Genomic DNA, 13,610 nt, shown 5'->3' on the forward strand with positions numbered 1-13,610 from the left:
CCAACCAAGAAACGATCCTGAGACCGACAAGGAGACACCAATGAAACTGTTCAATATCAAGGCTCTCGGCGCTGCGGCGCTGCTGGCCAGCTCTGTCGCCGCCCTGCCCGCCTGGGCCGAGACGACCCTGACCGCCGTCATGCAGGCGCCGCTGCGCTCGCTCGACCCGCACCTGAGCACCGCGCAGATCGTGCGGACCCATGGCTTCATGGTCTTCGAGACCCTGCTGGGCATGGACGACCAGTACCAGCCGCAGCCGCAGATGGCCGACTACACCGTCTCGGATGACATGCTGACCTACACGCTGACCCTGCGCGACGGGCTGATGTGGCACGACGGCACCCCCGTCACCGCCGAGGATTGCGTCGCCTCGCTGAACCGCTGGTCGCAGCAGGACGGCTCCGCCAAGACGATGATGAAATATGTCGACAGCATCGAGGCGACCTCCGACAAGGAACTGGTCATCCACATGAAGTCGCCCTTCGGCCCGGTGCTGGAGCTGCTGGCGAAACCCTCGCCGATCCCCGCCTTCATGATGCCCAAGCGCCTCGCCGAGACCCCCATCGGCACCCAGATCCCCGAGGTCATCGGCTCCGGCCCGTTCAAGTTCGTGGCCGACGAATACCGCCCCGGCGATCAGGCGGTCTATGTGAAGAACGAGGATTACATCCCGCGCGACGAACCCGCCAGCTGGACGGCCGGCGCCAAGGTGGTGAACGTGGACAAGGTCGTCTGGCAGGCGATGCCCGACATGCAGACCTCGATCAACGCGATCCAGTCCGGCGACGTGGACCTGATCGAACAGGTCACCATCGACCTGCTGCCGCTGCTGGCGATGAACGAGGAGGTCGAGACCGGGATCCTGAACCCGCTCGGCGCGCAGGTCACCGGGCGCTTCAACCACCGGCTGCCGCCCTTCGATGATCCGCAGGTCCGCAAGGCGGTGATGTACGCGCTGGATCAGGAAACCATCATGCAGACGGCGATCGGCAACCCCGATTACTTCCAGCTCTGCGCCTCGATCTACGGCTGCGAAGTGCCGCTGGCCTCCGACGTGGGCGCCGAGTACCTCGAAGGCACCGCCGAGGAGCGCATGGCCAAGGCCAAGGAGATCCTCGCGGCCTCCGACTACGACGGCACCCCCGTCCTGATGATGCAGCCAACCGACCTGACCGTGCTGACCACCCAGCCCATCGTCGCCGCCGAACGGATGCGCGAGGCGGGCTTCACCGTCGAAGTGGCCTCGATGGACTGGTCCACGCTGCAATCGCGCAAGAACGGCTGGCAGCCGGTGAGCGAGGGCGGCTGGAACTTCTTCTTCACCTACTGGGGTGTCGCCGGGATCTGGAACCCGCTGGTGCATTCGCTGATCAACGGCTCGGGCGAGGACAACACCTGGGCCGGCTGGCCGGTGAACGCGCGGATGGAAGAGCTGCGCGCCGCCTACCTGACCGCGGGCACCGCCGAGGAGCAGAAGCAGATCGCCGAGGAGATCCAGCAGATCGCCTGGGACGACTCCTTCTACTTCAACGCGGGCGAGTTCAAGTCCGTCGCCGCATGGCGGACCGAGCTGCACGACATCCAGTCGGGCCCGATCACCCTCTTCTGGGGCGTGAGCAAGTAAACGCACCCGGATGACGCGGGCGGGCGGCTCCCCCTTCAGCCGCCCGCCCGTGCCCGTTTCCGACCCGCGCCCCGTTTCCGGCGGCGCCAAGAACCCAGCGGCGCAGTCCGCGCCCCTTCCACGCTCCCTCCGGAGACAGCGATGCTCACCTACTTCCTGCGCAGGCTGCTGATGGCCATCCCCGTGATGTTCTTCGTCGCGGTCTTCGTCTTCCTGCTGCTGCGCCTCACGCCGGGCGACCCGGCACAGGCCGTTGCCGGCGATCAGGCCTCCCTCGACCAGCTTGAACAGATCCGTGAAACCCTCGGCCTCAATGAACCGCTCTCGGTCCAGTTCCTGACCTGGATCGGCAACATGGCGCAGGGCGATTTCGGTCGTTCCCTGATCTCCGACCGCCCGGTGCTGGAGATGATCGGTCAACGCCTCGGGCCGACCGTGGCACTTGCGCTCGTGGCCATGGGGCTGACCCTGATCATCGCGCTGCCGATGGGCGTGCTGGCGGCCTGGCGCCACGGCGGGATGACCGACCGGCTCGTCATGGCGGTCTCGGTCATCGGCTTCTCGGTCCCGATCTTCGTCATCGGCTATATCCTGATCGGCATCTTCGCGGTGAACCTGCGGTGGTTCCCGGTGCAGGGCTACAAGGCGCTTGCCGACGGGCTCTGGCCCTTCGTGCACCGGATCTTCCTGCCCGGCCTCGCGCTTGCCTCGATCTACATCGCCCTGATCTCGCGGATGACGCGCGCCTCGATGCTGGAGGTCCTGCGCGAGGATTATGTCCGCACCGCCCGGGCCAAGGGCCTGCCGGAGAGCCTCGTCCTCTTCCGCCACGCGCTGCGCAATGCCGCGATCCCGATCCTGACCGTGGTGGGCACCGGCTTTGCCATGATGATCTCGGGGGTGGTGGTGACGGAAACCGTGTTCAACATTCCCGGTCTCGGGCGCCTCGTGGTCGACGCGGTGTTGGCCCGCGACTACCCGCTGATCCAGGCGATCATCCTGCTGACCGCCGGCACCTACGTCCTGATCAACCTGCTGATCGACCTCTCCTATGCGCTGACCGACCCGAGGATCCGTTACCAATGAGCCTGACGACAAGCGCCCCCGCCTCGCCGCGCAAGCGGCTGCTGGAAAACCCGCCGCACTGGACCACGGTGCTGGCCCTCATCGTGCTGCTGGCGATCATCGCCATGGCGCTCTTCGCGCCGCAGCTGGCCCATTTCGAGCCCACCAAGCTCAACGCCATGATGCGCCTGAAGCCCGCGGACGAAACCTACTGGATGGGCACCGACAGTTTCGGCCGCGATCTCTATTCCCGCGTCGTCTACGGCGCGCGGGTCTCGCTGCTGGTGGGCGCGGGCGTGGCCGTCGGAGCCATCGTCATCGGCCTGCCGCTGGGTCTGCTCGCCGGCTGGTTCCGGGGTCTCGACGCGGTCCTGATGCGGGCGATGGACGGGCTGATGGCCATTCCGGGCATCCTGCTGGCCATCGCCATCGTCGCCCTGACCAAGGCCGGGCTGACCACGGTGATCATCGCCATCATGCTGCCCGAGATCCCGCAGGTGGTGCGCCTCGTGCGGGCCCGCGTGCTGGCCACGCGGTCCGAGACCTTCGTCGAGGCGGCCGTCCTGCTGGGCACCCGCCCGATGCGGATCATCTGGCGCCACCTGCTGCCCTCGACGATCGCGCCGCTGATCGTGCAGGGCACCTACATCTACGCCTCCGCCATCCTGACCGAGGCCGCGCTCTCCTTCCTCGGCGTGGGCATCGGCACCGAGACGCCCACTTGGGGCAACATCATGGCCGAGGGGCGGCTCTACTTCGCGATGAACCCATGGCTGGTCTACTGGCCTGCCATCGTGCTCTCGCTCTGCATCCTGTCGATCAACCTGCTGGGCGATGCGCTCCGCGACCGGCTGGACCCCAAGATGAAAGGCCGTTCGTGATGACCGCCACGCCGCCCGTCCTCTCCGTCCGTGACCTGAAGGTCTCCACCATGGGCCGCCGCCCGGCGGAGATCCTCAAGGGCATTTCCTTCGACATCCATCCCGGCGAGACGCTCTGCCTCGTGGGGGAAAGCGGATCCGGCAAGTCGGTGACCTCGCTTGTGACCATGGACCTGCTGCCCCGGGGCGAGCTGGAGGTCACCTCCGGCACCGCCGCGCTGAACGGCGAGGATATCGTCACCGCCAGCCCCGCCCGCACCAAGGCGCTGCGCGGGGCCGAGATGGCGATGATCTTCCAGGAGCCGATGACCGCGCTGAACCCGGTACTGCCGATCGGCCTGCAGATGGACGAAATCTACAAGGCCCACACACGGATGCGCCCCGCCGAGCGCAAGACCGCCGCGCTGGAGGTCTTCGAGGCCGTGAGCCTGCCCGATCCGCCCCGGATCTACGACAGTTTCCCGCACCAGCTCTCCGGCGGGCAGCGCCAGCGGGTCATGATCGCCATGGCGCTTGCGCTGAAGCCGAAGCTCCTGATCGCGGACGAGCCGACGACCGCGCTCGACGTGACCACGCAGAAGCAGATCCTCGAGTTGATCCGCAAGTTGCAGGAGGAGATGAACACCGCCGTGCTCTTCATCACCCACGACATGGGCGTGGTGGTGGACATCGCGGACCGGGTCTGCGTGATGCGCCACGGCGAAGTGGTGGAGACCGGCGCGGTGGACCAGGTCCTCGGTGCCCCGCGCGAGGACTACACCCGCGCCCTGCTGGCGGCGGTGCCCTCGCTCACCCCGCGCCCGGCCCGCGCGCAACAGGCGCCCGAGCCGGTGCTGGAGCTGGAGGCGGTGAACAAGGTCTTTGCCTTCCGGCCCTTCCTCGACAAGCTGCTGCGCCGGCCCGGCCACCGGGTGCAGGCGGTCAGCGACGTGAGCTTCCGCCTCGACCGGGGGCGCACCCTCGGGATCGTCGGCGAAAGCGGGTCGGGCAAGTCCACCGTGGCGCGCTGCGTGCTGCGGCTGGAGGACCCGACCAGCGGCGCGATCCTCGTCAACGGCCATGACATCGCCCCGCTCGAGGGCCAGACCGCGCTGGAGCCGGCCCGCCGCGCCGTGCAGATGATCTTCCAGGACCCCAACCGCTCGCTCAACCCGCGGCTCACCACGGGCGACAGCCTGATCGAGGGCGCGCTGAACGCCGGAGAGCCGCGCGCCGAGGCCCTCCAACGGGCGGGCGAATTGCTGGAGGTGGTGGGCCTGCCCCGTGACGCGCTCGCGCGGTATCCGCACCAGTTCTCCGGCGGGCAGCGGCAGCGCATCGCCATTGCGCGCGCCCTGATGATGTCACCCGACGTGATCGTGGCGGACGAGGCGGTTTCGGCGCTCGACGTCTCGGTGCAGGCGCAGGTGCTGGACCTGCTGGCCGAGGTGCAGGCGAAGCGCAACCTTGCCGTGCTCTTCATCACCCACGACCTCCGGGTCGCGGCGCAGATCTGCGACGACGTGATGGTGATGCGCCGGGGCGAGGTTGTGGAATTCGGCCCCGCAGGGCAGGTTCTGGCCCACCCGCAACACGCCTACACCCGCGCCCTGCTGGAGGCCGCCCCCGGTCGTGACTGGGATTTCGCCACCGGCCGCCGCGTGACGGAGCCCGCATGATCCAAGCCCACCTCGTCCAGTTCGACGCGACGCCGCTCGACCCCGCCCGGAACTTCGCCCGCATGGCGGAGTGGATCACCGCCGAGGCCCGGGCCGGGGCGGAGGTGATCCTCTTTCCCGAACTCTCGAACACCGGCTACGTCGAACCGCTGGTGCCCGGCGGCCCGATCCTGGCCGATGTGCCGCATTATGGAGAGGCGCTCTGCGCTGCCTGCGCCGATCCCGCCGGCGAGGAGATCGCCCAGCTGGCCCGTCTGGCGGCAGAGCTCCGGGTGACCGTCGTCGCGGGCCTCGGCCTGCGCGAGGCCCGCCGCGCGGGGGTGATCCACAACGCCTCGGTCCTGATCACGCCCGAGGGGATCGCCGGCACCTACGTCAAGACCCACCAGTGGCAAAACGAGAAGCTCTATTTCACCCCCGGCGATGCCCTGCCCGTGTTCCCGGCGCTCGGCACCACGCTGGGGATGCAGATCTGCTACGACATCCGCTTTCCGGAAGTCACCCGCGCGCTTGCGGTTCAGGGGGCCGAAATCGTCACTTCCGTCTGGGCCTCCTTCGGGGCCGACGGCGCGCCGGTCGCGGACGAAGGGCTCTTCCTGCACCGGGCCTACACCCGGGCGGTCGAGAACGGGGTCTTCTTCCTGTCCTGCAACCGGGCCGGCCTGCACGGGGATCAGCGCTTCTTCGGGCGCTCCTGCGCGGTCGCGCCGGACGGGACCGTACTGGGCGCGCTCGACCATGACCGGGAGGACGTGCTGCGCGTCGCGCTCGACCTCGGCGCGGTGGCGCGCTATCGCAGTTTCACCGGCATCTGGGCCGATCAGCGGCCCGCGCTCTATGCCCGGTACCTGTCACCCGAGGAGACCACCCCATGACCAAGAGCCCCTGCCCGCCCATCACCGATGCCGACTGGCCCGAGGAGATCGCAGACCTGCGCGAAGGCTTCGCCGGGCAGCTCAACGTCTACCGGACCATGGCGCATCACCCGGCGCTGGTGACGGCATGGGCCCCGCTGCGGCAGCACGTGGTGAAGGACACCGCGCTTGGGCTGGAGCGCTCCGAGATCGTGATCCTGCGCACCGGCGTGCGGCTCGGCTCGCCCTACGAATGGGCCCATCACGTCAGCCGCGCCCGCAAGCTGGGGATGTCGGACGCCCGCATCGCCGCGGTCCGCGAGATGCCCGAGGGCGAGGACGGGCTGATCGTCCGCGCGGTGGATGCACTGATCGACGACAAGGGCCTTTCCCCCGAACAGGAGGAGGAACTGGCCGCCGCCATCGGGCGCACCGCCGTCTTCGACCTGATCGCGACGGTCGGCTTCTACTCGGTCCTCGGCTACATGCTGAACACCTACCGCACCCCCGTCGATCCCGCCATCGCCGCAGAGCTGGAGGCCGCCCCGCTCTGACGGCCCGCCTGCGCGACGCAGAGATGGCCCCTTTCCGGCCCTGATCCGACCCCGCCCGGCGCCTGCCGCGGCGGGGTTGTTTGTGCGCGAAAGAAAATTGCGCACCCTTGCGTTGCAGGGCCCGACTCCGTAGAAGTCGCTTGCCACGAGAGCGGCCCGGACCCCGGGCCGGGAGTTTGGGGAGACCTCCGCCGATGAGCAGCCACCAGGAACTTCGCGCCCTGACACCGGGGGATATCCGCGCCTGCAAGGGGGGCGATCCGCTGGTCTGTCTGACCGCCTATACCACGCCGGTGGCGCAGCTGGCGGATGCGGAGTGCGACCTCGTGCTGGTGGGCGACAGCGTGGGCATGGTGCTGCACGGGCTGCCGACCACCCTTGGCGTGACCATGGAGATGATGATCCTGCACGGTCAGGCCGTGGCGCGCGGCGTGAAACGCGCGCTCATGGTGGTGGACATGCCCTTTGCCTCCTACGAGGAAGGCCCGGCACAGGCCTATCGCAACGCCGCCCGCCTGATGGCCGAAACCGGCTGCGGCGCGGTCAAGCTGGAGGGCGGCCAGCACATGGCCGAGACGATCCACTTCCTGACGCAGCGCGGCATCCCGGTGATGGGCCACGTCGGGCTGACGCCCCAATCGGTCAACACGCTGGGGGGCTACCGGGTGCAGGGCAAGGGTGCGGATGCGACCCGCGTGATGCATGACGCGCAGGCGGTGGCACAGGCCGGAGCCTTCAGCGTGGTGCTGGAGAAGGTCCCGGCCCGGCTCGCGGACGAGATCACCGCCACCATCGACGTGCCCACCGTCGGCATCGGCGCCTCGGCCGGATGTGACGGGCAGATCCTCGTCATCGACGACATGCTGGGGCTCTTCGATGCCTTCAAGCCGAAATTCGTGAAACGCTATGCCGCGCTTGCCGATGACGCCCGCGCGGCGATCGCCGCCTATGCCGGGGAGGTCCGCGCACGGCGCTTCCCCGCAGCGGAACATATCTTCGAGGACCCGAGCAAATGATGATCATCCGCGACAAGGCTGAGCTGCGCAAACTGGTGCGCGAGTGGCATGGCCGGGGGGAGAAGATCGGCGTCGTGCCGACCATGGGCGCGCTCCATGCCGGGCACCTGAGCCTCGTGGATACCGCCAACGGACGGGCCGAGCGGGTGATCGTGACGCTCTTCGTGAACCCCAAACAGTTCAACAACCCCGAGGATCTGGCCAAGTATCCCCGGACCGAGGAGGACGATGCCCGGAAGCTCGCCCCCTACGGGATCGACGTGCTCTATGTGCCCGGGCCCGAGCAGATGTACCCCGAGGGCTTCTCGACCAGCATCTCGGTCGCAGGCGTCAGCGAGGGGCTCTGCGGCGCGGCGCGTCCGGGGCATTTCGACGGCGTGGCGACGGTGGTGACCAAGCTGCTGCTTCAGACCGGCGCGGATTTCGCCTTCTTCGGCGAGAAGGATTACCAGCAGTTGCAGGTGGTCAAGCGGCTGGCGGCGGACCTCGACATCGACGTGGAGATCATCGGCTGCCCCACGGTGCGCGAGCGCGACGGGCTGGCGATGTCCTCGCGCAACCTCCGGCTGGGCGACGGCGCCCGGGCCGAGGCGCCGGTGCTCCAGCGGGAGATGCAACGCGCGGCAGAGGCGATTGCCGACGGCATGGCCGCCGTCGAGGCGATGGCGGCGCTGCGGTCGGCGCTGGAGGCAGCGGGCTTCGGCGAGGTGGATTATGCCGAGGTGCGACGCGACGGCGACCTTGCGCTCGTGGAAGGCCAGCCGGACGGCGCGGCACGGGTCTTCGTGGCGGTCTGGCTGGACGGCGTGCGGCTGATCGACAACGTGGAGATCGGGGACCTGCGGTCGCTGGCGGCGGAGTGAGGTGACGGCCGTGGCCCGGTCGCGGGCTGCGCGGTGATCGGTCATCGCTGGCGATGAACGTCGCCGTTGCCGCGATACGCCCGGCCCGGATGCCTGCGCCCCCATCAAGAGAGATTACACAAAACGCCGCAAAGACAATGACTTAGGGCGAAAACTTCGGAGCGATGACTTGGCGCGCCACCTACGGGCGCAGGGTCTACACTGTCTCGCCCCCCTTCCATCACCCACCCGCCCGGCCGCAGGCCGGGCAGCGCCGTCCCGCCTCCCCCCCTTGGGGCGGCGCTATAGCGCCACCCCGCGGGACGGCGCTGCCCTACGTGGTAGATCGCGGGTCGGCGCTGCCCTTCGTGGTAGACCGCGGGTCGGCGCCGTCCTTTGTGGTAGATCGAGGGACGGCGTTGCCCTTTGTGGGAATTCGAGGACGAGGCATGCCAACCGGCATCCCCGCACCTGATCAGTAGACGTAAGGCGACTTCGTCAGCACTTCGTTCCCGTCCTTCCCGATGATCAGGATATCCTCGACGAAGGCCGATCCCACGCCTTCGTCGGCGAGGAAGGCCTCGACCCCGAAGACCATGTTCTCGCGCACCACGTCCTCCGGCTCCGACATCACGGTCGAGATCCGCGGCTGTTCGAAGCTCAGCCCGATGCCGTGGCCGTAGAAGGGGAAGTTCTTCATGATCGCAGACTCCGTGCCGCCGAAGGCCGCCGACAGCCGGTCCCCCTCCGCCGCCACATCGAGGAGCTTCACCCCCGGCCGCATCATGGCCGAGAGCGCCTGCACGATCTCTGCGGTCGCCTCCATCAGCCGGGCCTGCCGCGCGTTCGGCGTGCCGCAGACCGCCGTGCGGCCCGGGTCGAGGTAATAGCCTTGCTGGAAGGCCGCGTGCACCGTGCCCCGCACGAGGTCGCCCGGCGCGGGCGCATCGGCGGCAGAGCCGGTCAGGGGGAAGCGGTAGTCGTAATCCATCGTGTCGCCGTGGTTGGTGCCGATGGCCTGCACCCGGCCGCCGCGCGCAACGACGACACGGGCCGCCTCGCCCGCCGCCTCGCGCTCGATCCGGCCAGCCACCAGCGCCTGCATCAGCACGTCGGTCGCCTCGGTCGCCGCTTCGCCGGCAATCCGGTAGGTGTCGAGCTCGCGCGGGCTCTTGATCGCCCGGGCCCGGCGCACGAGGTCATCCACGTCGACCCATTCGATGTCGGGCGTGGCCGCGGCCAGCTGACGCCAGAACTTCACCGGCGCGAACCAGCTGCCGCAGAAGGCGACGCGGCCGGTGATGCCGCGTTCGTTCAGACGCCGGGCGATCGACAGGAACGGGTGGTTGTCGCAATAGACGCTCTCGACGCTCACCAGATCGCGGCGCGGCTCGGGCTCGTCGATGTGCAGCTCGGGCGCGTGGCCCTTCTGCAGGATGATCCCGGAAAAGGCCCTCGCCGACCAGAGGCGCGAGTCCATCCCGCCGCTGACCGAATAGTGGTTCGAGAGGTAGAGGATGTCCCCGCAGTTATCCATCGTGCCGCCCCCGCGGCCGATCACCACGGCGGCGTCGAAGCCGTCCCCGGTCATGATCTCTTCCACCCGGCTCCAGCGGGCTTCGTATTCGTCGAGGGGGAAATGGCGCAGCATGGTGGTCTCCTGCGAGGGGTCTTCGAAAGAAAAGGACGGGACAGGCCCGAGAGCCCGCCCCGCCAAGGTCATCCACGGGAGAGGATGTTCGCTTAGGGGAAGATGGTGCGGATCGGGTCCTTGGGGGCCACGTCCACGCCGATGAGCTCTTCCGTCAATGTCGCATAGGTGCCGTCGGCGATCATGTCAGCCAGTGCGCCGTTCACTGCCTTGGCGAGGTTCGGCTTGCCCATCTTGATCGCAAAGCCCTTCTGGACCGAGCTCACGGGCTCTTCCACCAGGCGCAGCGGCAGGTTCGAGGTCTGGATCGCGAAGGCCGCGGCCACCGCATCGGTGATGATCGCGTCGACCTGGCCGTTGGCGAGGTCCTGCATGGCGTCGGATTCCGCCTTGTAGGATTTCACCTCGGCGCCGAGCTCTTCGGCGATCTTGGTCCAGTTGGAGGCCACGAGGCCGCCGACGGTCTTGCCCGCCACCTGGTCGGGTGCGGTGATGTCGCTGTCCTCGCGGACCACGACACGGCCGCCGGATTCCAGCCAACCGTCGGAGAACATGACCTTCTGCTGGCGCTCTTCGGTGATGTCCATGGCGACCGAGACGATGTCGTACTGGTCGGCTTCCAGACCGATGAGCACGGATTCCCATTTCACGAGGACGGGCTTGTACTCGAGGCCGAGGCGCTTGGCGATTTCGCCCATGACGCGGATCTCGAGGCCGTCGAGCTCACCGCTGGGGGCGCGCATCGAGAACGGAGGATAGGTGCCCTCGGTCGCCGCCGACAGAACGCCGGGCTCCAGCAGTTCGAGGTCGCCGTCCTGCGCCTGTGCGGCGCCGAAGGGCAGAAGGAGGGTTGCGGCGAGGGCCGCAATCGTGTGCTTGATCATGGGTCGGTTCCCTGTTGGGTCGTCGGTTTCGGTTTCTTGTTCTCTGCGGGCGGAGGCACCCGCGTGGCACGGCGGCGAACCGCCGTACCGGTCGTCTGGGCCCTGAGCGTGGCGCTCAGTAGAGCCGGGCGTAGCGACGCTCGAAGAAGGCCGCCAGCTGGGTGAGGATCGTGGTGAGCACCAGGTAGATGATCGCCACCGCGATGTAGAAATCGAACGGCCGGAAGGTGGCCGAGATCAGCGTCTGCGCGTAGAGCGTGAGCTCCACCACCGTGATCGTGGAGAGAAGCGAGGTGTTCTTCAGGGTCGACAGCGCCTCGTTGGTGATCGACGGCAGGATGATCCGGGCCACCTGCGGCAGGATGATCGTGCGCATCGTGGCCCGCTGTGAAAAGCCGAGCGCGAGCGAGGATTCCGTCTGACCCTTGGGGATCGCCTGCAGGCCGGATCGAATGATTTCAGTCACATAGGCGCCGGAGTTGATGGCAAGCGCGAGGACACCGGCGGTATAGGGCGACAGCCGGATGCCAAGCTGCGGCATCCCGAAATAGACGATGAAGATCTGGATCAGCGCGGGCGTCCCCCGGATGAACCAGACGTAGAAGGCCGCGATGGCGCGGACCCAGCCGAGGTCCGACCGCTGGCCAAGGGCGGCGGCAAGGCCGAAGACCCAGCTCAGCACGATGGTCAGCAGCGTGAGCCAGAGCACCGTCCAGGCCGCGCTGAGGAAGCCCGGGCCGTAGACCTGGATGTCGTTCAGATAGCCGCTCATGGGATCAGCCCCTTCGCTGCGCCGGCCTGCGAAAGATCGTCATGCAGGATGGAGTGGAGGAACTGCCGCAGGCGCGGGCTTTCCGGATCGCGCAGCACCTTGGAGGGTGCCCCCTGCTCGCCGATCACGCCCCTGTCGAAGAACAGCACGCGCGAGGAGACATCGCGGGCAAAGGACATCTCGTGGGTCACCAGCAGCATGGTCATGCCTTCCTTGGCGAGCGAGGCCATGAGCATCAGCACCTCGTGCACCAGTTCCGGGTCGAGCGCCGAGGTCACCTCGTCGAAGAGCATCAGCCGGGGTTTCATGGCCAGCGCGCGGGCGATGGCCACCCGCTGCTGCTGACCGCCGGACAGACGCTGCGGCGAGCTGTCCTTCTTGTCGTAGAGCCCGATCCGGTCGAGCAGCGCGCCCGCGACCTCTTTCGCCTCGGCGCGGGACTGGCCGAGAACGTTCATCGGCGCGTGGATGACATTCTCCAGCACGGTCTTGTGGGGCCAGAGGTTGTAGCTCTGGAACACCATGCCGATCCGCGCCCGCAGCGCCTGCAGCTGCCGGGCCGAGGGGTAGTACCGCGAGTCCCGGTCGAAATCGAACTGCTGCCCGTCAAAATCCATCGTCCCCTTGTCGGCGGGTTCGATGGCATTGATCGAGCGTAGGAACGTGCTCTTGCCGGAGCCGCTGGCCCCGATGATCGACACCACCTCGCCCTTCGCCACGTCGAGGTCGATGCCCTTGAGCACCTCCAGATCCCCGAACGACTTGCGGATATTGCGCAGCTTCAGCAATGGGGCTGGCGCTTCTTCAGTCATGCCTGGTCCTTCTTTCGCCGGCCTGCTGCGAGAGACTCACCCCCGCGCCGGTCGCTTCGTTGTGCCAGCGGTATACTGAAAAATTCGCGCTATACACCCGTTCGGTATACCACTGGCACTTATCGGGCCGATTTTTCTGCGCTGCCGCACAAGAATTAGGCACTCCGGTCAGCGCCCTCCTCAGGGTTGTGCGAAGGGCGCAATGGTAACGCCGTTTTCCTCCAGCGCCGCCCGCAGCGTGCGGGCAATCTCGACCGCGCCGGGGGTATCGCCATGAACGCAGAGCGTGGCCGGTTCGACAGGAAGACGTGCGCCCCCGGTGGTCGGAATCACCCCGTTCACCACCATCTCCAGCACCTGGTCGAGGCTCTGCTGCGGGTCGTGGATCACCGCGCCCGGTTCGCTGCGCGGGGTCAGTTCGCCCGCATCAGTATAGGAGCGATCGGCGTAGATCTCGCAGGCCACGGCGAGGCCCAGCCTCTCCGCCGCCGCGTAGGTTTCAGAGTACGGCAGCGAAATGAAGGTCAGCGACGGGTCCACCGCATGGACCGCGCGCACGCAGAGCGCCGCGAGGTCCGGGTCCACTGCAGCCATGTTTCCAAGGGCCCCGTGGGTTTTCACATGGGTCATCCGGTGCCCCTCCACGGCGGCCATGCCCTGCATCGCGGCGATCTGGTAGATCAGCTGCGCCTCCAGATCCTCGGGCCGCTCGCCGCTGATCCGGCGCCGTCCGAAGCCGTAGAGATCGTTGAAGGAGGGATGCGCCCCGATGGAGACACCCGCCTCCTTCGCCATCCGGATCGTACGGCGCATCACCACCGGATCCCCGGCGTGGAAGCCACAGGCGATATTCGCCGTGCTCACCAACTCCAGCATGGCCGCATCCTCGCCCAGCTTGTAGGCGCCAAAGCTTTCGCCCATGTCGCAATTCAGGTCCAGTGTGCGGGTCATTTACTCTCTCCGGGTGGGGATGCACCGCCGGGTGCACAAGTTTCGA

Annotated in this window: 13 protein-coding genes; 8 read left to right on the forward strand and 5 right to left on the reverse strand. The window is 67.8% G+C overall.

What is annotated here, in order from left to right:
- Positions 1-40 precede the first annotated feature (40 nt).
- From ACX9MO_RS18440 to panC, 8 genes are all read left to right on the forward strand, one after another.
- Entirely contained in the window at positions 41-1,624 is a 1,584-nt protein-coding gene (locus ACX9MO_RS18440) for an ABC transporter substrate-binding protein (protein ID WP_222490027.1), read from the forward strand.
- 141 nt (positions 1,625-1,765) lie between these two features.
- Positions 1,766-2,710 (forward strand): ABC transporter permease, encoded by a 945-nt coding sequence (locus tag ACX9MO_RS18445; protein ID WP_462212901.1) that lies wholly within the window; start codon positions 1,766-1,768, stop codon positions 2,708-2,710.
- On the forward strand, positions 2,707-3,570 hold the full coding sequence (locus tag ACX9MO_RS18450) for an ABC transporter permease (RefSeq protein WP_261397854.1): 864 nt from the start codon (positions 2,707-2,709) through the stop codon (positions 3,568-3,570). The genes ACX9MO_RS18445 and ACX9MO_RS18450 overlap by 4 nt, the downstream gene beginning before the upstream one ends.
- Positions 3,570-5,228 (forward strand): ABC transporter ATP-binding protein, encoded by a 1,659-nt coding sequence (locus tag ACX9MO_RS18455; protein ID WP_462212902.1) that lies wholly within the window; start codon positions 3,570-3,572, stop codon positions 5,226-5,228. Before ACX9MO_RS18450 ends, ACX9MO_RS18455 begins: the two co-directional genes overlap by 1 nt.
- Complete coding sequence (locus ACX9MO_RS18460) at positions 5,225-6,103, forward strand: carbon-nitrogen hydrolase family protein (protein WP_462212903.1); 879 nt, start codon at positions 5,225-5,227, stop codon at positions 6,101-6,103. Before ACX9MO_RS18455 ends, ACX9MO_RS18460 begins: the two co-directional genes overlap by 4 nt.
- The gene (locus tag ACX9MO_RS18465) at positions 6,100-6,636 is read left to right on the forward strand and encodes a carboxymuconolactone decarboxylase family protein (protein WP_462212904.1); all 537 of its coding nucleotides are present in this window, start codon (positions 6,100-6,102) and stop codon (positions 6,634-6,636) included. Before ACX9MO_RS18460 ends, ACX9MO_RS18465 begins: the two co-directional genes overlap by 4 nt.
- Positions 6,637-6,830: 194 nt before the next feature.
- A complete protein-coding gene (panB, locus tag ACX9MO_RS18470) occupies positions 6,831-7,652 on the forward strand; it encodes a 3-methyl-2-oxobutanoate hydroxymethyltransferase (RefSeq protein ID WP_462212905.1) in 822 nt (273 codons plus the stop codon).
- Positions 7,649-8,515: a pantoate--beta-alanine ligase gene (gene panC / locus ACX9MO_RS18475; protein ID WP_462212906.1), complete on the forward strand. Its 867-nt coding sequence runs from the start codon at positions 7,649-7,651 to the stop codon at positions 8,513-8,515. The genes panB and panC overlap by 4 nt, the downstream gene beginning before the upstream one ends.
- Before the next feature lie 454 nt (positions 8,516-8,969).
- Here the strand turns inward: panC and ACX9MO_RS18480 are convergent, their stop codons facing one another.
- From ACX9MO_RS18480 to ACX9MO_RS18500, 5 genes are all read right to left on the reverse strand, one after another.
- Positions 8,970-10,145 carry a M24 family metallopeptidase gene (locus ACX9MO_RS18480; protein WP_462212907.1) on the reverse strand — a complete coding sequence of 392 codons (1,176 nt, stop codon included), beginning with the start codon at positions 10,143-10,145 and terminating at the stop codon, positions 8,970-8,972.
- A gap of 92 nt (positions 10,146-10,237) precedes the next feature.
- A complete protein-coding gene (locus ACX9MO_RS18485) occupies positions 10,238-11,029 on the reverse strand; it encodes a transporter substrate-binding domain-containing protein (RefSeq protein ID WP_222490035.1) in 792 nt (263 codons plus the stop codon).
- A 115-nt stretch (positions 11,030-11,144) separates the two neighbouring features.
- The gene (locus ACX9MO_RS18490) at positions 11,145-11,801 is read right to left on the reverse strand and encodes an amino acid ABC transporter permease (protein WP_462212908.1); all 657 of its coding nucleotides are present in this window, start codon (positions 11,799-11,801) and stop codon (positions 11,145-11,147) included.
- On the reverse strand, positions 11,798-12,613 hold the full coding sequence (locus tag ACX9MO_RS18495; protein ID WP_462212909.1) for an amino acid ABC transporter ATP-binding protein: 816 nt from the start codon (positions 12,611-12,613) through the stop codon (positions 11,798-11,800). The genes ACX9MO_RS18490 and ACX9MO_RS18495 overlap by 4 nt, the downstream gene beginning before the upstream one ends.
- Before the next feature lie 180 nt (positions 12,614-12,793).
- Positions 12,794-13,564 carry a LamB/YcsF family protein gene (locus ACX9MO_RS18500; RefSeq protein ID WP_462212910.1) on the reverse strand — a complete coding sequence of 257 codons (771 nt, stop codon included), beginning with the start codon at positions 13,562-13,564 and terminating at the stop codon, positions 12,794-12,796.
- Positions 13,565-13,610 lie beyond the last annotated feature (46 nt).

It is taken from the genome of Pseudooceanicola profundus, from assembly GCF_054919315.1.

Excerpts from the sequence above, each read along its gene's own strand:
- ACX9MO_RS18460 (WP_462212903.1), top strand. The coding sequence starts at position 5,225 with ATGATCCAAGCCCACCTCGTCCAGTTCGACGCGACGCCGCTCGACCCC.
- ACX9MO_RS18450 (WP_261397854.1), top strand. The coding sequence starts at position 2,707 with ATGAGCCTGACGACAAGCGCCCCCGCCTCGCCGCGCAAGCGGCTGCTG.
- ACX9MO_RS18445 (WP_462212901.1), top strand. The coding sequence starts at position 1,766 with ATGCTCACCTACTTCCTGCGCAGGCTGCTGATGGCCATCCCCGTGATG.
- ACX9MO_RS18495 (WP_462212909.1), bottom strand. The coding sequence starts at position 12,613 with ATGACTGAAGAAGCGCCAGCCCCATTGCTGAAGCTGCGCAATATCCGC.
- ACX9MO_RS18455 (WP_462212902.1), top strand. The coding sequence starts at position 3,570 with ATGACCGCCACGCCGCCCGTCCTCTCCGTCCGTGACCTGAAGGTCTCC.
- ACX9MO_RS18500 (WP_462212910.1), bottom strand. The coding sequence starts at position 13,564 with ATGACCCGCACACTGGACCTGAATTGCGACATGGGCGAAAGCTTTGGC.
- ACX9MO_RS18480 (WP_462212907.1), bottom strand. The coding sequence starts at position 10,145 with ATGCTGCGCCATTTCCCCCTCGACGAATACGAAGCCCGCTGGAGCCGG.
- ACX9MO_RS18440 (WP_222490027.1), top strand. The coding sequence starts at position 41 with ATGAAACTGTTCAATATCAAGGCTCTCGGCGCTGCGGCGCTGCTGGCC.
- panC (WP_462212906.1), top strand. The coding sequence starts at position 7,649 with ATGATGATCATCCGCGACAAGGCTGAGCTGCGCAAACTGGTGCGCGAG.
- panB (WP_462212905.1), top strand. The coding sequence starts at position 6,831 with ATGAGCAGCCACCAGGAACTTCGCGCCCTGACACCGGGGGATATCCGC.
- ACX9MO_RS18485 (WP_222490035.1), bottom strand. The coding sequence starts at position 11,029 with ATGATCAAGCACACGATTGCGGCCCTCGCCGCAACCCTCCTTCTGCCC.
- ACX9MO_RS18465 (WP_462212904.1), top strand. The coding sequence starts at position 6,100 with ATGACCAAGAGCCCCTGCCCGCCCATCACCGATGCCGACTGGCCCGAG.
- ACX9MO_RS18490 (WP_462212908.1), bottom strand. The coding sequence starts at position 11,801 with ATGAGCGGCTATCTGAACGACATCCAGGTCTACGGCCCGGGCTTCCTC.